Below are 24,754 nucleotides of genomic sequence, written 5' to 3'. Positions count from 1 at the left end.
CGCCGCCCCTCGTGCGAGGAGCGGCGGCAGGGACTGCCTTACTTCTTCGTCTTGCCGTCGGCGTCCAGCTCGACCGCTTCGCCCAGCTGCAGCGCGCGCACCGAGTCGCCGACCTTGGACAGGTCGCCCACGACCACCCAGGTCAGCGCGGCGGGCGACAGCGTCGCCGCGGCCTTGGCCACGTCGGCGCCGCCGATGGCCTCGTTGCGGGCCTTGTACTGGACGATGTAGTCGTCAGGACGGCCGTAGCGCTGGTTGGAGGCGATCTGGCTGAGCACGGCGGAGGCGGTCTCGTAGGCGCCCGGCAGTTCCAGCGTATTCGCGGCGCGGATCTTGGCGATCTCGTCCGGCTTGGCCGGGGCCTGGCCGGTGGCGAACTGGCTGATCTCCTTCTGCAGTTCCTTCATCGAGTCGGCCGTGCGGTCGCTCTGCACCGCCGCGCTGGCCCACCACGGGCGCTGGCCCAGGGTGTTGCGCGCGCCGCTGTACGAGCCGTACGCCCAGTGCTTGTCCTCGCGCAGGTTCATGTTGAGGCGCGAGCTGAACTGACCGCCGAGCACGCCGTTGGCGAAGTCGAAATCGATCGTGCCTGCGTCGCCGGTCGGCGGCACCAGCTGCGCGGCGTAGACGTTGGACTGGATCGCGCCGGGCTGGTCGATCAGGAACACGCGCGGCTTGGCCGGGTTGGCGACCTTGGGCACGGCGGCCAGCTTCGGGGCATTCGGCGCCGCCTTCCAGTTGCCCAGGCGGGCTTCCAGCAGCGGCACGATCTGCGCCAGCGTGGTGTCGCCGACGATGGTGACGCGGGCCTGGTCGGGCTGCAGCCAGTCACGATGGAAGGCGACCAGGTCGTCGCGCGTCAGCGAGGCGATGGAGGCTTCGGTGCCCGAGCCGGTGAACGGGATCGCGTACGGATGGCCGGCGCCGTACAGCAGCGGCGGCAGCGTGCGCAGGGCGGCGGTCTGCGGGCGCGCCTTCTCCTGCTTGATGCCGGCGATCCAGGTGGCGCGCACGCGCTCGATCTCGCCGGCGTCGAAGGTCGGACGACGCAGCACGTCGGCCAGCAGGTCGAGCGAGGGTTCCAGCTTTTCGGTCAACGCGGACAGGCCGACCGAGGCCGAATCCAGCCCGCCGCCGGTGCTCAGTTCGGCGCCCAGGGCTTCCTTGCGCGCGGCGAAGGCCAAGGCGCTGTAGTCGCCGGCGCCCTCGTCCATCATCTGCAGCGCGAAGCTCGCGGTACCCAGCTTCTTGCCCACGTCGGCGGCGTAGCCACCCGGGAATTCGACATTGACCTGCACCACCGGCGTCTCGTGGCGCTCGGCGAGGACCACCTGCATGCCGTTGGACAGCGTGGCGCGCTGCACGGCGGGGAACTTCAGGTCCGGGAAGGTGGTGGTCTTCGGCACGCCGGCGCTGCGGTCGACGTCGGTCTTCACCGTCTTGAACTTCGGATCGACCTTGGGCGTGGCGGCCGGCGTGGTCGCGGGCGCGGCGAACACGGTCTCCGGCAGCGAAGACGCCGGCGTTTCGCTGGGCTGCACGAGGATCGTGTGCGACGCACCTGCCAGCCACTTCTTCGCGGCCGCCTGCACCTCCGACGCGGTCGCGTCGGCGAGGATGGCGAGCTCTTCCTGATAGCAGTCCGGCGTGCCTTCGTAGACGGCGCACGAGGCCAGCACGTCGGACTTGCCGCCGAAGCCGCCGATGCGCTCGATGCCGCGCACGAAGCTGGCGCGGCCGGCCACCTTGGCGCGCTCGAGTTCGTCAGCGGTGGGCCCTTCGGTGATCAGGCGCTTGAGTTCTTCATCCAGCGCCTTTTCCACCTTCGCCGGGTCCACGCCCTCCTTCACCGTCGAGACGAGGAAGAAGGTGCCGCTGATCTCGCTGCTCCACTGGTAGGCGCTGGCCTGGTCGGCGATCTTCTCGCCGTGCACGAGGCGGGTATCAAAGCGCGAGGCCGCGCTGCCGCCCAGCACCTGGGCGAACAGGTCCAGCAGCGCCGCATCCTTCGAACCCATCTCGGCCACCGCCCAGCCGCGGTACAGGCGCACCTGCGGCACGCGGTCCGGGATGGTCTCGCGGGTGTCCTTGGCGTGGGTGGGGATGTCGGCCTTCATGTCGGCCAAGGTCGCGCTGGCGGGGATGTCGCCGAAGTAGCGGGTGACCTTCTGCTTGGCCGTGGCGACGTCGATGTCGCCCGCCAGCACCAGCACGGCGTTGTTGGGGCCGTACCAGCTGCGGAACCAGGTCTTCACGTCATCCAGGGTGGCGGCGTCCAGGTCGGCCATCGAGCCGATGGTCTGCCAGCTGTAGGGATGTCCGGCCGGATACAGCGCCTCGAACATCCGGGCCATGATGCGGCGGCCGTAAGGCTGGTTCTCGCCCTGGCGCTTCTCGTTCTGGACCACGCCGCGCTGCTCGTCCAGGCCCTTCTGGTCGATCGCGCCGAGCAGGTGGCCCATGCGGTCGGACTCCATCCACAGCGCCATGTCGAGCGCGGTGGTCGGCACGTTCTGGAAGTAGTTGGTGCGGTCCTGGTTGGTGGTGCCGTTCTGGTCGGTGGCGCCGACCAGTTCGAACGGGGTGAAGAATTCGCCCGCATGGTTTTCGCTGCCCTGGAACATCAGGTGCTCGAACAGGTGCGCAAAGCCGGTGCGGCCGGGGGTCTCGTTCTTGCTGCCGACGTGGTACCAGATGTTCACCGCGACGATCGGCGCCTTGCGGTCGGTATGCACGATCACCCGCAGGCCGTTGGGCAGGGTGAACTCCTCATAGGGAATCACGATGTCCGCACCGGCGGCCGGCTTCGCGTACGTGGGTGCCGGCGCGTAGGCCAGCCCTCCGAGGGCGGCGGACAGGGCGACGGCAAGCAGGGCGGCGCGGGGCCGGCGGGAAACGCGCATCGAAGACTCCTTAGTAATACTGAACGGGCAGCAGAATCCGCGATGCTAACCGTCGCCCCGGCTCATTACACTAGGCCACAAGCCATGACGGATGGCCTATGCGGCGCATGCCGCCGGACCCCCCGTCCGCCCCTGGAGGTGCCATGGACCGCAAGCACTGCCTCGTCACCGGCGCCAACCGCGGGTTGGGCCTGGAGCTCGTCCGCCAGCTGCTGGGCCGGCAATGCCACGTCATCGCCACCTGCCGGCAGCCCGGCAAGGCGACCGCATTGAACACCCTTGCAGGCGACCACCCCGGACGCCTGCACGTGCTGCCGCTGGACGTCGCCGATCCGCGCAGCCGCGCCGAGCTCGTCCGCGAACTGCCCTTGGTCACCGACGAGGAACCGCTGCACCTGCTGGTCAACAACGCCGGCATCCTGCGCGGCGGCGAACGCTTCGGCCAGGTGGCGCCCGCCGATCTCGATGCTAGCTTCCACACCAATGCCGCCGGCCCGTTCCTGCTGACCCAGGCGCTGGCGCCCCGGCTGGCCGAGGGCGGCGTGGTCGCCAACATGTCTTCGGAAGTCGGCTCGATCGGCCTGCGGCAGGAATTCCGCACACCCAGCTATGCGATCGGCAAGGCGGCGCAGAACATGGCCACTTCACTGCTGTCGCAGGCGCTCGCGGCCCAAGGCGTCACGGTGGTGGCGCTGCACCCCGGCTGGGTCCGCACCGACATGGGCGGGCAGAACGCGGCGCTTCACGTGCAGGAGTCCGCATCGGGACTGCTGCATGTGATCGACCGGCTCACGCCGGAGGACAGTGGGCGGTTCCTCGACTGGCAAGGCGAGCCACTCCCCTGGTGAAACTGAACGCCGCCCGCGGCGACGCCGAGGAACTGCAACGGTTCCTACCTAAACGGCATCACAACCAGCACACCCCCACCTGACCGGCCCCCGACCGAAGCGGCGTGTTCGCAGTCACAACACACACCTCCTGGCGTCTTGCTCATGCAGGACGGACACCCGGACGGACACGCAACTCGGACACCGGACAGCGAAGAAACATACTTAAGTTCAATTGGATCAATAACTTGCAGTTGGCACGGTTCCTGCATTACCTATAACAAGATTCCCGCCGTTCCGCACCGAACCTGACTGAACCCTGAATCAGCACACCAAGGCGAAAAGTTTCGCTTGACCGTTCTGTCTAGGTGTACTACCTTACTACCACACCACCCAACAACATCACTACAGAGGCATGACAATGAACGCCAAGAACCTCCTCCCGCTGACCGCCGCCGTCGTCTTCGCGCTGTGCGCCGGTTCGATGGTCATCTCCGCCACCCACGCCGACAACAACCACAACGTCGCCCAGGCGACCACCATCGTCGACCTGCCGACCGTCACCGTGACGCCGGACGCCGCCGACCTGGCCCACTACAACACCTACAAGGACGCCAAGATCGTCGACCTGGCCACGGTCACCGTGACGCCGAACGCCAGCGACATCGCCTACTTCGTCGCCAGCCAGGCGGTGCGCGTGGTCGACATGCCGGTGGTCACCGTGCGTCCGTCGGCGGAAGACATGCAGCAGGTCGCTGCGCAGGCGGGTGTGCTGGCCGGCCAGCTGGCTTCGCGTTGATACGCAGGCAACACGTTCCAACCGCGTAACACGCAAGCCGGCTGCGGCCGGAGTTCCACCGCATCACCGCCCGCGAGGCCATGCAGCGCCGCGTAGAATGCGCGCCATGACCGACGCCCTGGACCTCGACGTCCTGCTGTACCAGCCGGAAATTCCCCCGAATACCGGCAACGCCATCCGCCTCTGTGCGAATACCGGCGCGCGACTGCACCTGATCGAACCCCTCGGGTTCTCGTTGGAAGACAAGCAGCTCAAGCGCGCCGGTCTGGATTACCACGAATACGCCACGCTGCAGGTCCATGCATCGCTCGATGCGGCCCTGCAGCGCATCCGTCCTGCGCGCCTGTTCGCGCTCAGCACGCGCGGTACCGTGCGCTACGACCAGCCCGATTACCGTCGTGGCGATGCCTTCCTGTTCGGTCCGGAAACGCGCGGCCTGCCGCAGGACGTGCTCGACGGCCTGCCGCCGGAGCAGCGCCTGCGCCTGCCGATGCGGCCGGACAACCGCAGCCTCAATCTCTCCAACACCGTGGCCGTGGTGGTGTTCGAAGTCTGGCGGCAGGCCGGGTTCACCGGCGGCGCGTGATTGCGCGTAGGCTGGCGCCATGGCCTCCCCGGCGCGCCCGCCGTCCGCTTCGCAGTTCGATGTCGCGCGCTTGCTCGACACGGCCACCGTGTCGGTGCGCGACGTACGCTGCCGCGGCGAATGCCGGCACCGCAGCGAAGAGGAATGCGTCGGCGCGACGCATCTGGTGTTCCCGTATCGGGGCACCTACCTGCGCCATGTCGGCCAGACCCAGGCCGTGGCCGATGCCAACCATGTGCTGCTGTTCAATGCCGGCGAGGGCTATCAGGTCAGCCATCCGGTCGACGGCGGCGATGCCAGCCTGGTCCTGCAACTCGCCGACGTCCTGCTCGACGAACTCGCGCCGACGCCATTGCGGCGCAAGAGCACGACGGTCGCCTTCCGCCACCAGGCCCTGCGCATCGATGCCCGCACCCAGGCGCTGGTCGCGCTGCTCGGCCATGCCTTGCGGCGCGGGACGTGCGAACCGCTCGAAGCCGAAGGCCTCGCGCTGACACTGGCCTCGCGCAGCCTCGGCGCGCGCACCGCGCATGTACCGGGTGCGACGCGCGCGCGGCAACGGCTGGTGGACCGGGTCAAGCTGCTGCTCGCCAGCGATCCCGGACGGCGCTGGACGTTGGCCGAGATCGCGCACGAGGTCGGCGGCTCGCCGGTCTATCTCACTCAGGTCTTCCGCCAGGTCGAAGGGATGCCGCTGTACCGCTACCAGCTGCAACTGCGGCTGGCCCGCGCGCTGGACCTGCTCGCGACCGCGACGGATGTCTCCACGCTGGCGCACGACCTCGGCTTCTCCAGCCACAGCCATTTCACCTCCGCGTTCCGGCAAGCCTACGGCCGTTCGCCGAGCGCATTCCGCACGTCCTGAGCGCGCTCGAAAACCGCTAAAGATTCCGACAGCGTCGCGCCGGCGCCCATGGTTTCCTGTGGCTGCCCAAACCCGGGCTGCCTACTGGAACGTGTCATGGCCGAACAAACCTGCGCCGCCTGCGACTATCCGCTGGACGGCAACGCGATCAAGGTGACCCTCGGCGGTCGCACCGTCGAAGTCTGCTGCGAGGAATGCGCGGAGAAACTGCGGGAAGCGAACGACGCCGCGGCCTGAGCCGCGGCAAGCGCCTCAGCCGAAGCGCGCCAGCGCGTACGGCGCCAGCGGGATGTCCGTCGCCGCCCCTGCCATCAGCTGGTCGAGCAGGCGGCCGGTCACTGGTCCCTGGGTCAACCCCAGGTGGCCGTGGCCGGTCGCGACGAAGATCTCTTCGCCCGGCACGCGGTCGATGATCGGCAGCGAATCCGGCGTGCAGGGCCGGTTGCCGGCCCATTCCGACACCGCCTGGCCGGTGATGCCGGGGAACAGCTTGCGTGCTTCGGGATCGAGCCGGCGGATCAGGTGGTAGTGCGGATCGCGGCCGAGCGCGGTCAGCTCCTTGATGCTGGTCATGCGGATGCCCGCCTGCATCGGCGACACCACCATGTAGCGCTCGGCCCACAGCGTGGGGCGGCGAACGACCGCGTCGGCCTGCGGATACATCAGGTGATAGCCGCGCGCCGGGATCACCGGAATCTTCAGGCCGAACGGCTGCAGCAGCGCATTGCTCCATGCGCCGGCCGCCACCACCACGCGGCCGGCATGCACCGGACCGTGGTCGGTGTCGACCCGGTAGCCGCCGTCGCGACGCGCGATCGCCGACACGCTGGCCGTCAGCGGCACCGCGCCGCGCGCACTGAGATGGTTGAACAGCCGCCGGCAGAAATCGCCGGGATCGCGCATCGCCAGCGACTCGCGCTGGAACACCGCGCGCTGGAAACCCTCGCCGATCCCCGGCTCCAGCTCGCGCAGCTGCGCGGCATCGAGCACGTCGAACGCGACGCCGCGGTCGCGCATCAGGCCGCGCTCCCATTCGCCTTTCGCGAAGCTCTCCAGCGCGGAGTACACGTGCAGGTAACCGGTGTGCGCGATCAGGTCCTGCGCCTGGATGCGCTCGCCGAGGTCGAGCCAGGCGTCGCGCGAAGCGCGGTTGATCGCGCTCAGCGCATCGATGATCGGCAACACGTGCTGCAACCGGCCCTGGACGAGGAACTGCAGCAACCAGCGCGCGTAGGACGGGCTGACGCCCCAGTCGAGCTTCAGCGGCGCCAGCGGATTGGCCAGCATGCGCAGCGCCTTGACGACGATGCCCGGCGTCGACTGCGGCATCACGTTGCCGACCGAGATCGAGCCCGCATTGCCGAACGAGGTCTCGCCGGCCGGTCCCTTCGGATCGATCAGCATGCAGGACAGCCCGCGGTCGAGCAGGTGATGGGCTGTCGACAGGCCGACGATGCCGCTGCCGATCACCGCGACGTCGGTGGTCCGCGGCGGCCGGAAGGAGGGGGAGGAAGTCATCGGATCGGGACGTCGTACGCGGTGTGGGGAGAAGGTTCGGGGCGGAAGGTGAAGTGCCACCATTCCATCGGGTAATTATGGAACCCGTGGCGCGCCATCGCGTCCAGCAGGCGTGCGCGGTTGGCCTTCTGCTCAGGCGACAGATCGGCATGCGCGGTGTTTGCGCGCGGATCGAAGAAGTCGAACGGTGTGCCCATGTCCAGGTCGACGCACGCCCCGCCCTCGCAGCGCGTGAGGGTCAGGTCCAGGGTCGCGCCGCGGCTGTGGCCGGACGTCTCGGCGATGTAGCCATCGAGCAGCGTCGCCTTGTCGAGGTTGGGGTAATACGCCGCCTTGGTCCGCTGGTCGCGGGTGTCGCGCGCCCAGGCCACGAAATGCTTCACCGAACGCACCGGGCGATAGCAGTCGAACAGCTTCAGGGACAGGCCCTCGCGCTGCACGTCCGCCTGCACGTTCGCCAGCGCCTGCGCGACCGGCGCCAGCAACAGGCAGGTGTTCGCCCCGTAGCCCGGCACGCGTGCACCGGTGAAATTGGCGGTGCCGGCATAACGCATCTCGCGCTGCAGGTTCGGCGCCAGCGCGGCGACATCCACCAGGCCGACGGCGGCCGCCTCCTTCGCAGGCGACACTTCGACTTTCGGCGCGGACACCACGTCGCATGCGGCTTCGCGGACGAAGGCGAGATCCTGGTAGTCGTAGCTGAAATCCGCGTCGGGATCGACATGCGAAAGCTTGAGCGTCTTCGAACCCCCATCCGTCGCGAAGTGCAGCCAGGGCTCGGCATCGACACTGTCATCGTCCCAGTCGACCAGCCAGCGCGTATCCACCTGCATCACGGTGCCGGTCAGCATCGGCGAACGCGCGGACGCGAAACGCACGCGATCGCCCTGCGCGCACACGGTCACCTCGCCGAACCAGGCATCGCGGTAGCGCCCCGTCCACGATGCCAGCGCGTTCGCGGGCGCCGGCGTGCGATGGCGTGTATCGGACTCGGGATTGGCCGCGCGCTCACCGGCGCGCTCCTCGTCCAGCAGCGCGGCGTAATGCGCGACGGAGTGCGCCTGGCCCGGCACGGTGATCTGCTTGGTCAGCACTTCGCCCAGCACGGTGCGGGCCGCTTCACCTTCGCCGTTGATGAGGATGACGATGCCGGTGCGCTGGTCGGGCAGGAGGATCACCGAGGAGTACATGCCGGCCAGGGTCCCCGTGTGCGCGACCTTCCAGGCACCGTCCACGTCCGACAGCCGCCAGCCGTAGCCGTAGGCAGAGACGTGGCTGTTGTCCCACGCGCGCATCCGCGCGCTGACCGGCATCGGCATGTGCGCAGTCCAGACCGCCTTGCGCTGGGCCGGCGACAGCCAGGCCGGCGTCGCGTCCGGCGACAGCCACATGCCGACCCAGGTCAGCATGTCGTTGAGGCTGCAGCGGATGCCGCCGGCCGCCATCGACGTGATGTCGGGCACCACGTCGCCATCTTCGCGGATGGCACGGTTTCCCTCGTCCGTGCGCATGTGCGGTTGCGCCACGTTGCCGACCCGCGCGCGGTTCCATTCACCGACCTGGCAGCGTCGCATGCCCAAGGGCTGGAACAGTTCGCGCTTCACCAACGTGTCGTACGGCGCGCCTCCGGCCGCTGCGGCGACTTCGCCGGCCACCACGTACAGCAGGTTGTCGTAGGCGTAGTTGGCACGGAAGCTGTGCGTCGGCTTCAGGTACTGCAGGCCGGCGATGATGTCGGCACGGGTGAAGCGGTTGGGCTCCGGCCACAGCATGAGGTCGCCGGCGCCGAGTCCGAGGCCGCTGTTGTGGATCAGCAGGTCGCGCACCTGCATCTGCTGCGTGACCCAGGGGTCGTGCATGCGGAACTGCGGCAGATGCCGGGTGACGGGATCGTCCCACTTGAGCTTGCCGGCATCCACGAGCCGCGCCAGCACCCCCGCCGTCATCGCCTTGCTGTTGGAGGCGATCTTGAACAGCGTGTCCGCATCGATCTGTTCGCCGCCGCCGGCCACGCGTTCACCGGCGGTACGCTGGTAGACCACCTGCCCGTCGCGGACGATGCCCACGGCCAAGCCAGGCAAGCGGTAGCGTTCGAAGGTGGCTTCGAACGCGGCGTCCCGCTGGTTGCGCAACGCCGGCGGCTCGGCGGCGGCGGTTACCGCGATGGCACCCAGCGCGCACGCCAGCACGACGCGCAGGCGCGTGCGGGCGTGCGCCAGGAGGTTCGATTCGGACGACTGCACGCGTGTTCCTTCCTGCTTCTGGCCACCGGGGCACCGGCGACCCTTCGATGCGCACGGGCGGCGTGCCGCCGCCCGTGCCATGACGCCCTTCCCCGCTCAGCGGAACTTGTATTCCATCAGCAGGGTGTACGCGCGACCGCGCGGATCGGCGATGCGGGGCTCCCACGCGGCGCCGGCGGCGAAATCGTTCTGGTGGGCGGTGAACGGCGGATCCTCGTCGAACACGTTCTTGACGCCGAAGGTCAGCTTCATCCGCTCGATGCCGGAGTACACCAGGCTGTAGTTGTAGGTGGTGTAGTTGGACACGCGCGGGTTCCAGTTCTCCGGGATGTACGTGTTATTGCGCACGCTCACGGGCAGCTCGTCGTTATAGCCGTCGCGGTAGATCTGGCTCAGGTTGTGCGACCAGTCGCCCTTCTGCCACGTGAAGGTCAGCGTGTGCTTCCACTTGATCGGCAGGTTGTAGTAACGGACATAGTCGCCGACCAGGTTGTCGGTATAGGGCAGAGTCTCCAGCGCCTTCGTCTTGAACGTGTTGATGTAGCTGCCGTTGAGGTTCAGACGGAAGGTCCCGCCTGCGAGATCGCCCATGACGTTGCCGTCGATCTCGATGCCGCGCATCAGGCTGCCGCCCGAATTGACGTAACGCCGATCGATGGCCACGACCTCGCCGCTGGCGTCGCGGATCCAGTTGGCCGCGAAGACGTCGTAGTACTGGATCAGGATGTCGCGCGGCGCCGAACGGATCGTGTTCTCGCGCTCGATTTCCCACCAGTCCACGCTCACGTTGAGCCAGTCGACCGGCGCCAGCACGACGCCGAAGCTCTTCTGCGTGGACTCCTCGGGCTGCAGGTCTTCCTTGCCGCCGAACAGCTCGACCGGGCGGATCGATTCGCAGCCGGCGACCGCCGGATTGGCGATGCCGCTGGGGCAGGTGGCGGGATCGGCCAGGTCCTGTCCGACGTACAGCGTCTCGGTCACGCCATTGAACAACTGGTTGAACGACGGCACCTTGAAGCCGGTGCTGTACGCGCCGCGCAGCGCGGCGCCTTCGAAGGGTTCGAACTTGAACGACACCTTCGGGTTGGTGGTGCTGCCGAAGCCGTCGTATTCGTCGTACCGGCCCGCCACCGTGATGTCGAGGTTGTCGAGCAGCGGCAGGTAGACTTCCGCATAGACCGCCTTGATGTCGCGGCTGACGTTGTCGAGGATGTTCGAGTCGTCGAATGGGGCGTTGAACACCGGGCGCCTGTCGACGCGCGAGTCGCCGTCGAACTTGAACTCCTCGCGACGCAGGTCGATGCCCGTGGCCGCCAGCACTTCGCCGCCCGGCAGCGAAAAGCCGAGGCTGCCCGAGAACGTCGCGTCCAGGGTGGTGAGGATCGATTCGCCGCCGTACAGCATGACGCCGGCGGCGGACGCCGCATCGAGCGCGGACATCGCCGCGGCGCTCTGCTCCTGGCCCGGCATGAGGAAGGGGTTCAGCAGGCCGCTGCCGAGGACGGTCCTCAACGCGTCGGTGTAGTGGAAACCGCTGCCCAGCGTGGATTCGGACTTGCTGGAGGCGCGCGAGAGGCCCACGTTGTAGTCCCACTTGCTGCCCAGCGAACCTTCGACCGACGTGAGGAAGCGGTAGGACTTGGTCGTCGTCTCGATCTGGCGCGGGCCGCACGCGATGCAGCGCCAGCGGTACGCGATCGGGGCGCCGTAGTTGAGGTTGCCCGCGCCGAAGTAGGTCGCCAGTGCGTTGTAGATCATGTCGTACGTGGCCTGGGTCGTCGCATTGAGCGGATACCACGTGCTCGGGCCCAGGGCGGTGGTGGCCGTCGATGTGCTCGACGAGATCTGGTTCGGCTCGAACGTCTTCTCCACATCCACCTGCGAGCCCACCAGCTCCACGTAGGCCCGGTGGTTGTCGCTGATCTTGAAGGTGGCGCGACCGATGAAGTCCACGCTCTTCTGCGGCTGCTGGATGATCGCGGCGGCCGGATAGTCCCAGGCGCATGCGAAACGGGAGGCCGTGCTGCTCCACAGGCGATGGTCGTACGGCCCCATCATGTCGCCGCCACTCGCGCATCCCGACGCGCCCGGCAGGTCGAGGATGTTGATCGCCGTCTGGCGCAACGGATTCGGCCCCGGCGGATCGGCGGGATCGATCTGGCCGTTGCGGAGGAGGCTGGTCGCGCCCACCCCGGTGCTGCCCAGGCTGAACACCGTCGCGAACGGCGTGCCGCGCGTGTCCGGCGACAGGCCGCGGTCGGCCTGGAACGTATTGGAGTAGTCGCGATCCGTGCCGCGCAGGATCTCGTTCTTCTTGACGGTGACCGTGCCGAAGACGTTCCAGCGATCGTTGTCCAGGTCTCCCCAGCCACCCAGCAGATTGGCGCGGAAGATGTTGCCGCCGCCTTCCTCGGTGACATCCACGAAGGTCGACGCTTCAAGCCCGGTGTAGTCGCTCTTGGTGATGAAGTTGATCACGCCGCCGATGGCATCGGTGCCGTACACCGCGGACGCGCCATCGCGCAGCACTTCGACGCGGTCGAGCGCGGCGAAGGGAATCGAGTTCAGGTCCACGGCCCGGCCCTTGAGGCCATGGGTGGCGACGCGGCGCCCGTTCAGCAGCACCAGCGTCGCATCGGCGCCCTGGCCACGCAGGTTGGCGCCGGAGACGCCGTTGTTGCCGCGCTGCTCCTCGCTGACGATGCCGCCGTTGCTCGCGAGATTGTCGGAGCCGTTGCCCGCGATGTTGAGGAACATGAGCAGTTGCTCGGCCGACGAGATGCCGAGTTCGTCGATGCGCTCCTTCTGCAGCACCGTCACCGGCAACTGCGCCTCCACTTCGGTGCGCTTGATGCGCGAACCGGTGACGGTCACGGTGTCGAGCGTGCGCGCACTGTTCCCGCTGGCGGGCGCCGACTCCTGCGCGAGGCTGACGCCCGGGACGGCCAGACCCAGCACGATGGCGGCGGCGAGATGGCTTGGCTTGAGCGGGAGGGATCGAGCGGGCATGCGGAATCTCCTGGATGAAAGAACGCTGCGGATGCAGCCAGGACGATGTGCTGCGCGGCGCGGGTCGCTCGACGGGATCCCCACTGCGGGCTTCAAGCCCGGACGCGCCGCATCGACATGCGCGCCACAGGAGCCTCAGGATTCCCCATACGTACCAACCGACGCGCCCCATCCCGGGCACGCAACGCGGAACATCGTTGACGATCTGGTTGTTGCGCCGGCACCCCGCCGGTTTACTGCGCCGCCGGAACGAACATCGCGTCCGGCGGGGAAAAACCCCTGTACTTCGATGTAGCACGCCATGTGCGGCGAGTCAATAAATTATTCCTTTCATCAGAAGAAACCGACTTGAATATTCGCATTCAAGGCGTTGTCGGCGGAGGACTTTCCGGCGGCGCCGAACGCGTGAGCGCATGCAGGATGCGCAGGTCTTCGGCATCCAGTTCGTTTCCGTCGATGCCGCGGAAGCGGTGATGGAACGCGCGCACGGTGTCGCCCCGGTTGTCGACGGCGTAGCCGATCGCCTGCAGGGCCAGCCACGGATCGAAACCGGGGGGCGGTTCGCCCGCATCCGCCGCGGGCCACAGACCGAAACCCGCTTCGTGCAGGCGCTTCCAAGGAAACAGGGGGCCGGGGTCGATCTTGCGTGTCGGCGCCACGTCCGAGTGACCGATGATCTGCGTCGGTGGAATGCGGAGCCGCGTCGTCAGATCGCGCAGCAGGACGATCAGGCTCTCGATCTGCGCGTCCGGATACGGGCTCTTGCCGTCGTTGTCGATCTCGATGCCGATCGAAGCGTTGTTGACGTCGGTGATCGCGCCCCAGCGTCCGGCGCCCGCATGCCACGCCCGCTTCGCGTCGCTGACCAGCTGGTAGGTGTGCCCGTCCTTGCCGACGAGGTAGTGCGAACTGACCCGCCTAGCGCTGTTGCGGCTGCGCAGCGTGTCCAGCGACTGTTCGACGGAATCCTGCTCGGTGTAGTGCAGCACGATGACGACGGGGCGTCGTTCGTCGAAGTTCTTCGACGGTACCCACGTCGCGAGCGGATTGCGCGGGCCGGAATGCGCGCACGCACCGAGCAGCAAGACCAGCACGGCGAGCGCGGAAGAACGGACTACGGACGGGACGGGCTTCGTCATGGGGGACACCTCGGACGGCACGCGGCCATAGGAATAGCACGGATCGCTCCGCCGCACGGCGACGGCACGGACAAAGAAAGGCCTGCCGCGAACGGCAGGCCATGGGAGAGTCACACGTCCGAACGCATGCGCTGTGCGGTCAGAACGTCCAGGTCACCACGAGCTGGGTGTAACGGGGCGCCTGCCAGACCGTGCCCTGGCCGAAGTGCGGAAGCTGCACGCCCGGCTGCGCCTCGTAACGCGAATGCACGTTGACGACGGTCTGGTTGTTGAACAGGTTGTACACGGACAGGCGCGCCTTCAGATCGATGCCTTCCACCGGCAAGGTCCACGTGATGTTCGCGCCGACGTCGGTGACCCAGGGCATGCGGCCGAATGCACCGCGTTCCGAATAGGTCAGCTGGCGCGTCGCCCAGTTGGCGCAGTTGTTTGTCGGCGACTGGTAGCACAGCCAGCCCGAACCGCCGCCGCTGAACTCGCCGGGACCGCCCGCGGCGCGGTTGTCGTCGGGCCAGACCACGCCGAAGGCGGTGATCGGACCGCCCGAACGCGTGGACAGCGTCGCACCGAAGCTCCACTGCTCGTTAAGCTTGTAGCTGCCGCGCAGCTTGATCTGGTGGCGGAAGTCGTTGAACAGCACGCCGTATCGCTCGTTGACGGCGGGATGGTCGTAGTACTGCACCAGGTTGGTGTCGGCGTAGCCGGTATCCGAGTTGACCGGCCCTTCGATGTTGCCTTCGGACTTGGACCACAGATAGCTGGCGTTGAACGCCCACTTGTCGTCCCACGCGCGGTCGAGCTGGAACTCCACCGCCTTGTAGGTCCGACGGGGCTTCTTGTAGCCCATGATGTTGCCGCTGCCGCTGGCGATGTAGCCGTCCTGCGACGAATCGAACTGGACCCAGTCGTCGGTGTCCGGGCACCACAGCGTGGTGCTCTCGCCCGGATTGATGATCGGCCAGTCGCCGGAGTACCACGGGCAGCCCGCCACGTGGTTGATGCGCGCGTCCTCGACCGCGCGGGTCACCTTGCGGTAGGTCGCGTTGACGCCGTACGACCATTCCTGGTTGATCGCCTGCTGGAATCCGAGGATGTATTCGTCCTGGAACACCTGCTTGAGGTCCTTGGCGACGGCGGTGCGGACATCATCCGGCGCGGGCGCGTTGCCGTCCGTGTTCACCGGGCCGATCTGCGGCCCCAGGTCCGGGACCAGGTAGGTCGCGCCGGTGACCGGATGCGTCTGCTGGATCCAGCCGTTGAGCACGTAGTAGGTGTGCTCGTCCGTGGTGCCGCCGCCGAAGTAGTCGGTGAGCTTGTTGGTCAGCGGAATGTAGTAGCGGCCCGCGTTGCCGAAGAACTTGGTCGTGCCGTCGCCCTTCATGTCCCAGCTGAAGCCGACGCGCGGCGCCATCATGTCCGAGAAGTCCGCTTTCGCGAACGTGGCGCCCGAGGCGAGCTTGTTGTGGAACTTGTCGAAGCGCAGGCCCAGGTTCAGCAGCAGGTTGGGGGTGACGCTCCAGTTGTCCTCGACATAGAACGCCTGCGCCTCGGTGGTGACGGGAGAACCCGTGATGTAGCGGCGCGCATCGATGATGCGGGTGACGCCGGCGGGGACGAGGGCGCCGTTGGGAAGCGCGGCGCCGGCGTTGGCGGCCTGCGCCTGGTAGCTGACGCCGTCGCCCGGATAGACCACGGAGCTGTCGGAATCCATGATCTCCTGGTCGAGGCCGAAGCGCAGCAGGTGGTCGCCCAGCGTCCACTCGAAGTCCAGGCGCGCCGCTTCGCGCTTGTCGTAGCGGCTGCTGATGCTGGTGTCGGTCGGATGGCAGCCCTCGGGGATCGTCTCGGCGCCGAAGCGGGTCGTATAGCTGCCGGACCGGGTGATGATGCTGCAGTCGGCGTCGAGCGGGGTGCCGCTGAGGGCGCTGCGCTCGTTCTCGCCGTACATCGCCTTGGCGGTGAAGTTGTCGCCGAAATGCCCGGTGTAGGTCAGCGACCAGTTGTCGCCGCCGGAGCCGGCGGTGCTGCCGCCCCGCCAGTCGCCCAGCATGCCGGTGTCCCAGGTGTAGCCGTACTTGGTGGTCTCGGAATCGGCCTTGTCGGAGAAGGCGAGCAGTTCCAGCGCGTGATCGTCGTTGATCCGCCAGTCCAGCTTGGCGCCCCAGAAGTCGTTGTTGCTCTTGGTCTTCCACGCCTCGATCGTGTCGATGTCCTTCGGCTGGCTGTCGCGCATTTCGTACATGGCGAAGAAGAACAGCCGGTCCTTCACGATCGCGCCGGAGGCCCAGATATTGGCCTTGTAGAAGGGACTGGTGTCGCGGCTGGTGCGGTTGCGCTCGTCGAGCGTGCCGTCGTGATGGAAGTGGTCTTCCCTCGAGGCTTCCCAGGCCGCCGGCTCCAGCGTCAGTTCGGCGCCCGCCTGGAACTCGTTGCTGCCCGACCGGGTGACGGCGTTGATGACGCCGCCGGTGCTGCGCCCGAACTCCGCCGAGTAGCCGCCCGTCTTGACCTGTACTTCCTCGTAGAAGCCGAACGGCACCGAGGAGAAGCCCTGGCGCCGGTACGGATCGGTGACGTTGAGGCCGTTGATGTAGATCGCGTTCTCCGCGACAGACGAGCCGCCGAAAGACAGGCCGCCGAAGGTGGCGCCGGAATTGACGACGCCCGGCGCGAGCAGGGCCACGGAACTCAGGCTCTGGTCGACCGGCAGCCTGGCCAGTTCCTGCCGATTGATGTTGGTCGCCGACTCGGTCGACCGCACGTCCACGCGGTTGACCACGCGCGAACCGACCACCTGCACTGCGTTGAGGTTCACGACGCCGCCGTCGCTGCCCAGGTTGACCGTCGTGGTGCCGCCGAGCGAGACGTTGACCGCCACGCCCTCGCCCACGTCGTCGCCGGCGCGCTTGACCTGCAACTGGTAGTCGCCCACGGGCAACTGGGCCAGGCGGTAGCCGCCGTCGCCGCCCACCGTCACCGAGCGCGTCGCGCCCGTGGCGGTGTTGGTGATCGTGATCTGGTCGCCCGCGTTCGCGCGACCCGCGACCGCACCGGTCGCGCTCTGCGCCATCGCAAGCGGCGCCATCGACGCCAGGCACGCACCGAGCGCCATGCCCAGTGCCGCCTTCTTCAGAACCTTGCCTTTCATCCCCGCTCTCTCCTGCTAAAGATGTTGGTTGAATCGTGTGGTGGTGGTGTGTTCAGCCGCGCCCGTCCCGGGGCAGCACGGTCCATTCGAACTGGTAATCCCATTGGTCGAAGTAGAGGTTCCCGCCCCTCCACTCCACTTCGCCGCGCTGCAGGTCCACCGTCTCGGAGCGTTCGTGCTGCTTGGCGGGGATGAAGTCGCGTGAATAGTCGTCGTTGAAGGCGACGCGGTAGGCGTCCAGCCCGCCGAGGTAGAACCAGCGCAGCGCCGGATCGTCCGAGGCCAGCTGGCCGGTGGTCACGTCCATCGGCACCCAGCCGTAGGGCGCGAGGTACAGCGCGCCCCAGTCGTGCATGGTGTCGTGGCCTTCCACGTCCTCGGAGTAGGCCCAGCCGGACTGCCAGCGCGCGGGGATCCCGTTCATGCGCAGCAGCGTGATCAGCAGCAGCGTCTGCTGCCCGCAATCGGCGTGGCCGGCGCGGAAGGCGTAGTCGCTGATGTTGGTGATCGTGGAGTATTCCCGCGCACCCGCCCACGGGATGCGGTCCACCGCCGCGAACAGCTTCTGCGCGATGCGATAGGGATTCGTCTCCTCGCCGACCACCTGCGCGCTGAAGCGGCGCAGGTCTTCGTTGAACATCACGTGCGGCGCGCGCTCGGCGACGAAGGGCGCGAGCGCCGGCGTGATCGTGGCGGGCACCACGCGGTCCGGGTCGATCGCCACGTGGCGCGCGTGCACCGTGACTTCATAGGTCACCGAGAACGCGGTCGGCTGGCCCGCGATCGCAGGCTGCTCGAGGTAGGCGGTGCGCTGCAGCGCGCGTTCCGGCGCCACCTGCGGCCGCGCCGGCTGGCTGTCCACCAGCGCGATGGCCTCTTGCTGGCCGGCGATGGCGCGCGGATACGGGATCCACGCGCGCACCGTCTCGCCGGCGGGCACCGCATCGGCCTTCGCCGCGATGCGGTGGGTGATGCGGACGCGGCGGGGCAGCGTGCTGGTGGAGGCCGTCGCCTTCGCCACCTGGAGCACGTCGCGATGGTGGCGGTGCAACGTTTCGTACGGCCCTTGCGCGAACGGGCGCACCGGCGGCGCGCGGCGCGCAGCGGCCTCCGGACTGAGGCGGAACAGGTTCGAGACGGACCGGTTGAAGTAGCGGGGCTCGCCATCGATATCGAGGCGTTCGATCAGCCCGGCGGCGTCCCAGCGCTGGAACTCGTCCTCGCGCAGGTCGGGCACTTGGCTACGGACACGGGCGCGCGCCGCGGCCCCGTCCAGGCTGAAGTCCAGGCGGATCCGGCGCATGCGTTCGCGCTGGAACTGCAGGGCCTGTTGGTCGGCAGCGCGGGTGCCGCGCGCGGCCAGGGCCCGGCGGATGGCGGTTTCGGCTTCGAGGAAGCGGCCCTGGTCGACGTCGGCGACGATGGCGGCGAGCGGATCGCCGGCCGCGGCCAAGCCCGGCGCCAGGAGTACCATCGGCCACCCGCCCAGGCACAGCCACGCGGCCAGCCGACGCTGTCGGCGCCTGCCCCGTACTGCAACCGTGTGCTGGCAAACGCTGGCATCCACGTCGAACAATCCCCAGGCCGACCGGTCACGGTTGTGTAACACGGCATGAATACAGGGTCAATAATTTATTCTTGATTTTTATATGGGAAGAAATAAATATTCTTGCAGAACCTGTCCCGGCATGGCGTGATGTACACGGGCGGGCTTGGGCCACGAAGGAAGGGGAGCGGATGAACCGAGTGATGCAACACCGGCCAGCCCGGTGGCCAAGCCTCCACGGGCACCCCGCCCGCGTCCGGTCGGGCGCGTCCCTGCTGCTGGCCGCCATGCTGCTGGCCGCGCTGCCCGCCTCGGCGCGCAACGTGGATCTGCCGCGGCCGGCGCATGCCGTCATCGGCGTCGAAGACCGCCACCTGCAGGCCGCGTACTGGATCGACAAGCTGGCGCAGCCGCAACACGCCCTTCTCGACGCAGCCGGGGTCGCCGCGCAGAACCGGCAGATGGTCCAGGCCGACCGCCACGTCCACGACCTCGACGCCCTGCCCGCCACGCTCACCCGCGACCAGGTCCGCGAATGGCTGGTGCCGCTGTCGGCGCCGCCTACCCGCACGCTGTACGACCTGCAGGGCCGCGAGGTCTCGAAGGCCCGGCTCGCCTCCTTCGCCGACAACGCCGCCATCGCGCGGGTCGCCGACACCACGACGGCCCGCTACGGCCTGGTCGTGCACCGCGCCGACCTGCGCACCTTCCCCACCCGCGAGCGCGTCTTCAGCAGCCGCGGCGACACCGACATCGACCGCTTCCAGGAAAGCGCGCTGTTCCCCGGCACGCCCGTGGTCATCGCGTATACCAGCGCCGACGGCGATTGGTACTTCGTGGTCAGCCCGCTGTACGCGGCGTGGATCGAAAAGCGGTTCGTGGGCGAAGGCGCGCGCGACACCGTGCTCGGCTACGGCCGCGGCGGCCCTGCGCTGGTGGTGACCGGCGCCACCGCGCGCACGGTCTACAACCCGGAAGAGCCCGGCCTGTCCGAACTGCAGCTCGACATGGGCGTGCGCGTGCCGTTGCGCACCGACTGGCCCGCCGACGCGCCGGTGAACGGCCAGCACCCCTACACCGCCTACGTGGTCCAGCTGCCGGTGCGCCGCGACGACGGCGCCCTGGCCCTGCTGCCCGCGCTGCTGCCGCGCACGGCCGATGTCGCGTCCGACTACCTGCCGCTGACGCCGGCCAACGTGCTGCGCCAGGGCTTCAAGTTCCTCGGCGAGCGCTACGGCTGGGGCCACAGCTACAACACCCGCGACTGCAGCGGCTTCGTGTCCGAGGTCTACCGCAGCATGGGCATCACCTTGCCGCGCAACACCAGCGCCCAGGCCGTGAGCCCGGCGCTGGAACGCGTGGGCTTCGACGCCTCGACCACCCACGAACAGCGCCTGGCCGTGCTGCGCACCCTGCAGGTGGGGGACTTGGTCTACATCCCCGGCCACGTGATGATGGTGATCGGCCACGACAACGGCACCACCTACACGATCCATGACACCACCGGCATCACCTACCGCGGCACCGACGGCGCGCCCGTGCGTGCGCGCCTCAATTCCGTCGCCGTCACCCCGCTGGAGCCGCTGATGTTCAACAGCGAACAGCCCACGGTCGACCGCATCACCGCCATCCAGAGAATCCGTCCCCAAGGGGCTCCATGAAGATCACCGACATCCGGTTCGGCATGCTGCGCGTGCCGCTGAAGACGCCGTTCAAGACCGCGCTGCGCACCGTCGACACGGTGGAGGACATCGTGGTGATCGTGCACACCGACACCGGCCACATCGGCTACGGCGAGGCGCCGGCCACGGCGGTCATCACCGGCGACACCCACGGCTCGATCATCGAGGCGATCGGCAAGTTCATCCGCCCGCGCCTGATCGGCCAGGACGTCGCCAACCTCAATCGCATCACCGACCTCATCCAGACCGCGCTGGAGCGCAACACCAGCGCCAAGGCCGCGGTGGAGATCGCGGTGTACGACCTGTGGGCGCAGCTCTACGACGCGCCGCTGTACAAGATGCTGGGCGGCGGCGACCCGGTGATCACCACCGACATCACCATCAGCGTGGACTACATCGACAAGATGGTGGCCGATTCGATCAGCGCGGTGGAACGCGGCTTCGAGTCGCTGAAGATCAAGGTGGGCAAGGACATCGGCCTGGACATCGAACGGGTCAAGGCGATCTATTCGGCGGTGGAAGGCCGCGCGCTGCTGCGCCTGGACGCCAACCAGGGCTGGACCGCGAAACAGGCCGTGTTCGCGATGCAGAACCTGGAAGACGCCGGCGTGGTGCTGGAGCTGCTGGAGCAGCCGGTGAAGGCGCGCGACCTGGACGGCCTGAAGTACGTCACCGACCGCGTGCACACGCCGGTGATGGCCGACGAGAGCGTGTTCGGCCCCACCGAAGTGATCGACCTGATCAAGATGCGCGCGGCCGACATCATCAACATCAAGCTGATGAAGACCGGCGGCATCTCCAACGCCATCCGGATCGCCGACATCGCCTCGCTGTACGGCGTGGAATGCATGATCGGCTGCATGATCGAGGCCGGCGTCAGCGTCGCCGCGGCCGTGCACGTGGCGGCGGCGAAGGCCAACGTGATCACCAAGATCGACCTGGACGGCCCGTCGCTGGGCCAGTTCAACCCGGTCGAGGGCGGCGTGATCTTCAACGAGTCGGAAATCACCATCACCGACGCGCCGGGCCTGGGCATCCGCGAAATCCGCGGCCTCGAACTGCTGCCGGGGTGACGGCGGCCACCGGCCGCCGTTGTCAGGCCCACCCCGCCGCCTTCACACTGCCGCCATGACCACGCCCCTGGTGAAGATCCGTTCCGAACGCGACCAGATGTCGGCCATCGAGCGCCGCATCGCCGACTTCATCCTGGACAACGCCCACCTGCTGCGCGACTACTCCTCGCAGCAGCTGGCCAGCGCGCTGGGCATCAGTCAGTCCAGCGTGGTGAAGTTCGCGCAGAAGTTCGGCTTCAAGGGTTACCCCGACCTCAAGTACTCCATCGGCGAGACCATCGCGCGCAACGGCAACGGCCAGGCCGCGCTGCCGGTTGCGACGCAGGACGACGCCGGCGATGCGTACCTGCGGCTGCAGGAAGGTCTGCGCCTGAGCAAGGCCGCGGCCGAAGAGGAAACCCGCGCGCTCAACCCGCGCGCGCAGGTGGAAGCCATCGTCGGCCTGCTCGACGGCGCCGAAAAGGTGTTCGTCTGCGGCCTGGGCGACGACGGCCTGTTCGCACGCGAGTTCGCCGTGCGGCTGTCGCTGCTCGGCCTGCTGACCGTGCCGCACGCCGACCCCATCCTGATGATGGCCAACCTGTCGGCGGCGCGTCCGGGCGACGTGCTGCTGGTGTTCTCCGAATTCGGCAAGCTGCCCGAGCTCTCGCAGGTCAGCCGCCAGTTCCAGGCCTGCGAAGGCAAGGTCATCTCGATCACCCGCCACACCGCCAACCCGCTGCGCGCGCATGCCGACGCGGCGTTGGTGGTGTCCGCGCACGATCCCGAGCCGCACGTCGAACAGCTGCTGTACCGCTCGTCCCTGCAGTCGTTGCTGGATTTCCTGTTCGTGCTGCTCTGCCAGAACCCCGGCCGGCACCGCCAGCTCGCGATCAACCTCGAACGCATCCATCACCTGCTGGAGTCGTGATGCCCGTCCTGCCCCGCGTGTTCCGCCTCGTTCTGTCCGCCGCCCTGCTGGTGTCCTGCGCCAGCGCCCGCGCCGCCCCGGCGACCACGCCGTCGCCGCTGCCGTGGCGCGATGCCCGCCAGCTGGTGCTGGTACTGACCGACGGGTGGGACGCCACGCAAGGCACGCTGCAGCGCTTCGAATGGAAGGACAACCGGTGGCACGCCGCGGCGGAGACCGCGCCGATTGCCGTGGGCCGCAATGGCGCCGCCTGGGGCCTGGGCCTGCATCCGGCGCAGAACGAAGGCCCGCGCAAACAGGAAGGCGACGGCCGCGCGCCCGCCGGCGTGTTCACCCTGGGTGAGGCGTTCGGCTACGCGGCGAAGGGCGAGACCGCGCTGCCCTACCGCGCGATGCAGGCCACCAGCTACTGCATCGACGTGCCGGACTCGCCGCTCTACAACCGCATCATCGACACGCGCGAGACCGGTGAGGCCGCGGCGAAGGGCTCCACCGAACCGATGCGCCTGGACCTGCACAACAACGGCGACCCGCGTTACCGCGAAGGCCTGGTGATCGGCCACAACGCCACCGCGACGCCACGCGGCGGCAGCTGCATTTTCGCGCACCTGTGGCGCACGGCCGGTGAAGCGACCGCCGGTTGCACCGCGATGGCGGCCGAGACGATGGACGCGCTGTTCGCCTGGCTGCAGCCGGCCGAGCGGCCGGTGTTCGTCCTGCTGCCGCGCGCGGAGTACGCACGCCTGGCACGCGACTGGCAGTTGCCGGAGACCGCACGATGAAGTGGCCCGGCGCCACCGCGCGCGTCCTGATCGGCCTGGTGGCGGGCGCGCTCACCGGCCTGTCATTGGCGCATTGGTGGCCGGACTCCGCCGGCACCGCCGTCGCGATCGCCCAGCCGATCGGCAAGCTGTGGCTCAGTGGCCTGCAGATGACCGTGGTGCCATTGGTGCTGTCGCTGGTGATCCTCGGCGTGGCCACGGCGAGCGATGCCGCCGCCTCCGGCCGCGTGGCGCGACGCGCGATGGTGGTGTTCATCGCGGTGCTGTCGCTGTTCGCCGCGTACGCCGCCATCGTCGCGCCCCTGGTGCTGTCGGCGGTGCCGCCGAGCCCGGCGCTGACCGCGACGCTGCACGGAACGCTGCCCGCCGCAGGCGTCACCGAGACGCCCGGCCTGGCGCAATGGATCGGCGCCATCGTGCCGAGCAACGCGATCATGGCGGCGGCCCAGGGCGCCATGCTGCCGGTGGTGGTGTTCGCGCTGTTCTTCGGCTTCGCGTTGACCCGCGTGGACGCGGATCGACGCGCGCAGATCATCACGTTCTGCCATGGCATCGCCGACACGATGATCGTCATCGTGCGCTGGATGCTGGTGGCCGCGCCGATCGGCGTGTTCGCACTGGTGCTGGCGGTCTGCGCGCAGGCCGGCATCGGCGTGATCGGTGCGCTGGCCGGCTACATCGCCCTGCAGTGCGGCATGTACCTCGGCGCCACGCTGATCTGCTACCTGCTGGTGGCGGTGTTCGCGCGGCAGTCCCCGCTCGCGTTCGCCAAGGCGATCCTGCCCGCGCAGGTGGTGGCTGCCAGCACGCAATCGTCGTTGGCTTCGCTGCCGGCGATGGTCGAAACCGCGCGCTTCCGCCTGGGCCATCCGCGCGCGGTCGCGGCGCTGGTGCTGCCGATGGCGGTGACCTTGTTCCGCATCACCAGCCCCATCCAGTACGTCGTGGCTGCGTGCTTCGTCGCGTGGGCCTACGGCATCGACCTCAACGCGGTGACGCTGGCCGCCGGTGCCGCATTGGCCGTGGTGATCAGCCTGGGCTCGATCGGCCTGCCGGGCCAGGTCAGCTTCATGGCCACGGTGATGCCGGTGACCCAGTCGATGGGCCTGCCGATCGAACCGCTGGGCCTGCTGCTGGCGGTGGACACCATCCCGGACGTGTTCGCCACCACCGGCAACGTCACCGGCGACCTGACCGCGAGCAGCATCGTCGCGCGCCAATCACCGGACGCAGTCGACGCGGATATCGAGGGCCATCCAGGCGAGCCCTGACGCGACCGCGCGGGATACCGCGCGGCTCAGTCGTCGAGGGACGTGGGAGGCATCGCGTTCCGTCCACCGCGGGGATACCGCGTCGCGCGGTAGCCGGCCAGCAGCCACCGGATCGGTTCGGCCAGCTCGGGATGCGGAGCCAACGCCTTCAGGACCTCGTCCCAGATGCCTTCGTGCACCCAGCGGGTGAAGCGCACGTAGATGGTATGCCAGGCGCCGTAGGCGGCCGGCAGGTAGCCCCAGGGCGCGCGATTCACCGCCACCCAGAGCACGGCTTCAAGGAATCTGCGCGTGCGTTCGCCGTTGTGGGCGCGGGCGCGCACCAGGGGCGGCAGGCGGTCGGCGATCAGGCGCCACCGTGCGTCGTCCAGGAAGGACGTCTCGTCTCCATCGACACCCTGCAGATCCCCTGTCGCCATGTCCGCCTCCCGTGCGTGCCGTGCGAAATCCGTT

The 24,754-nt window shown here is 68.3% G+C and carries 18 protein-coding genes; 10 read left to right on the top strand and 8 right to left on the bottom strand.

Going from position 1 to position 24,754, the window contains the following annotated elements; translation table 11 throughout:
* Nucleotides 1-38 precede the first annotated feature (38 nt).
* Nucleotides 39-2,903: a M16 family metallopeptidase gene (locus tag BLT45_RS01950; protein WP_093294462.1), complete on the bottom strand. Its 2,865-nt coding sequence runs from the start codon at nt 2,901-2,903 to the stop codon at nt 39-41.
* A 143-nt stretch (nt 2,904-3,046) separates the two neighbouring features.
* Between BLT45_RS01950 and BLT45_RS01945 the strand changes: the two genes are divergently transcribed.
* The 5 genes from BLT45_RS01945 (at nt 3,047) to BLT45_RS18285 (ending at nt 6,217) form a co-directional block, all read left to right on the top strand.
* Nucleotides 3,047-3,751, top strand: a complete 705-nt coding sequence (locus tag BLT45_RS01945) for an SDR family oxidoreductase (RefSeq protein ID WP_093294460.1) — start codon at nt 3,047-3,049, stop codon at nt 3,749-3,751.
* 400 nt (nt 3,752-4,151) lie between these two features.
* Entirely contained in the window at nt 4,152-4,529 is a 378-nt protein-coding gene (locus BLT45_RS01940; protein ID WP_093294458.1) for a hypothetical protein, read from the top strand.
* 106 nt (nt 4,530-4,635) lie between these two features.
* A complete protein-coding gene (gene trmL / locus BLT45_RS01935) occupies nt 4,636-5,115 on the top strand; it encodes a tRNA (uridine(34)/cytosine(34)/5-carboxymethylaminomethyluridine(34)-2'-O)-methyltransferase TrmL (RefSeq protein WP_093298375.1) in 480 nt (159 codons plus the stop codon).
* A 19-nt stretch (nt 5,116-5,134) separates the two neighbouring features.
* Nucleotides 5,135-5,980, top strand: a complete 846-nt coding sequence (locus BLT45_RS01930) for a helix-turn-helix transcriptional regulator (RefSeq protein ID WP_093294456.1) — start codon at nt 5,135-5,137, stop codon at nt 5,978-5,980.
* A gap of 96 nt (nt 5,981-6,076) precedes the next feature.
* Nucleotides 6,077-6,217 (top strand): hypothetical protein, encoded by a 141-nt coding sequence (locus BLT45_RS18285; protein ID WP_175455695.1) that lies wholly within the window; start codon nt 6,077-6,079, stop codon nt 6,215-6,217.
* A gap of 15 nt (nt 6,218-6,232) precedes the next feature.
* Here BLT45_RS18285 and BLT45_RS01925 read toward each other — a convergent pair whose 3' ends face one another.
* The 6 genes from BLT45_RS01925 to BLT45_RS01900 all read right to left on the bottom strand — a co-directional run bounded on the left by BLT45_RS01925 (nt 6,233) and on the right by BLT45_RS01900 (nt 18,511).
* The gene (locus BLT45_RS01925) at nt 6,233-7,498 is read right to left on the bottom strand and encodes an NAD(P)/FAD-dependent oxidoreductase (RefSeq protein ID WP_175455694.1); all 1,266 of its coding nucleotides are present in this window, start codon (nt 7,496-7,498) and stop codon (nt 6,233-6,235) included.
* Nucleotides 7,495-9,741, bottom strand: a complete 2,247-nt coding sequence (locus BLT45_RS18455; RefSeq protein ID WP_254771766.1) for a serine hydrolase — start codon at nt 9,739-9,741, stop codon at nt 7,495-7,497. Before BLT45_RS18455 ends, BLT45_RS01925 begins: the two co-directional genes overlap by 4 nt.
* A 96-nt stretch (nt 9,742-9,837) precedes the next feature.
* Complete coding sequence (locus BLT45_RS01915) at nt 9,838-12,750, bottom strand: TonB-dependent receptor domain-containing protein (RefSeq protein ID WP_093294452.1); 2,913 nt, start codon at nt 12,748-12,750, stop codon at nt 9,838-9,840.
* Nucleotides 12,751-13,112: 362 nt separating this feature from the next.
* Nucleotides 13,113-13,889, bottom strand: a complete 777-nt coding sequence (locus tag BLT45_RS01910) for an N-acetylmuramoyl-L-alanine amidase (protein WP_093294450.1) — start codon at nt 13,887-13,889, stop codon at nt 13,113-13,115.
* A gap of 139 nt (nt 13,890-14,028) precedes the next feature.
* Nucleotides 14,029-17,037, bottom strand: a complete 3,009-nt coding sequence (locus BLT45_RS01905) for a TonB-dependent receptor (RefSeq protein WP_093294447.1) — start codon at nt 17,035-17,037, stop codon at nt 14,029-14,031.
* Nucleotides 17,038-17,089: 52 nt separating this feature from the next.
* Complete coding sequence (locus tag BLT45_RS01900; protein ID WP_093294444.1) at nt 17,090-18,511, bottom strand: transglutaminase-like domain-containing protein; 1,422 nt, start codon at nt 18,509-18,511, stop codon at nt 17,090-17,092.
* A gap of 359 nt (nt 18,512-18,870) precedes the next feature.
* On the opposite strand from BLT45_RS01900, the gene BLT45_RS01895 reads away from it, so the two are divergent.
* The 5 genes from BLT45_RS01895 to BLT45_RS01875 are packed head-to-tail and all read left to right on the top strand — an operon-like array spanning nt 18,871 to nt 24,301.
* Nucleotides 18,871-20,244 (top strand): C40 family peptidase, encoded by a 1,374-nt coding sequence (locus BLT45_RS01895; protein ID WP_254771765.1) that lies wholly within the window; start codon nt 18,871-18,873, stop codon nt 20,242-20,244.
* Nucleotides 20,241-21,338, top strand: a complete 1,098-nt coding sequence (locus tag BLT45_RS01890; protein ID WP_093294439.1) for a dipeptide epimerase — start codon at nt 20,241-20,243, stop codon at nt 21,336-21,338. The genes BLT45_RS01895 and BLT45_RS01890 overlap by 4 nt, the downstream gene beginning before the upstream one ends.
* 55 nt (nt 21,339-21,393) lie before the next feature.
* Nucleotides 21,394-22,248 (top strand): MurR/RpiR family transcriptional regulator, encoded by an 855-nt coding sequence (locus BLT45_RS01885; protein ID WP_093294436.1) that lies wholly within the window; start codon nt 21,394-21,396, stop codon nt 22,246-22,248.
* Nucleotides 22,248-23,030, top strand: coding sequence for a L,D-transpeptidase family protein (locus BLT45_RS01880; protein ID WP_093294433.1), 783 nt, complete (start codon nt 22,248-22,250; stop codon nt 23,028-23,030). The genes BLT45_RS01885 and BLT45_RS01880 overlap by 1 nt, the downstream gene beginning before the upstream one ends.
* Nucleotides 23,027-24,301 carry a dicarboxylate/amino acid:cation symporter gene (locus tag BLT45_RS01875; protein ID WP_093294430.1) on the top strand — a complete coding sequence of 425 codons (1,275 nt, stop codon included), beginning with the start codon at nt 23,027-23,029 and terminating at the stop codon, nt 24,299-24,301. Before BLT45_RS01880 ends, BLT45_RS01875 begins: the two co-directional genes overlap by 4 nt.
* A 26-nt stretch (nt 24,302-24,327) precedes the next feature.
* On the opposite strand, the gene BLT45_RS01870 is transcribed toward BLT45_RS01875, so the two are convergent.
* Nucleotides 24,328-24,720, bottom strand: coding sequence for a transposase (locus BLT45_RS01870; protein WP_093294427.1), 393 nt, complete (start codon nt 24,718-24,720; stop codon nt 24,328-24,330).
* Nucleotides 24,721-24,754 lie beyond the last annotated feature (34 nt).

This window comes from Pseudoxanthomonas sp. CF385 (genome assembly GCF_900104255.1).
Taxonomy (GTDB): Bacteria; Pseudomonadota; Gammaproteobacteria; order Xanthomonadales; family Xanthomonadaceae; genus Pseudoxanthomonas_A.
Note: the sequence above shows the minus strand (reverse complement) of the source record. Positions and strands in the feature narration are given on the sequence as shown.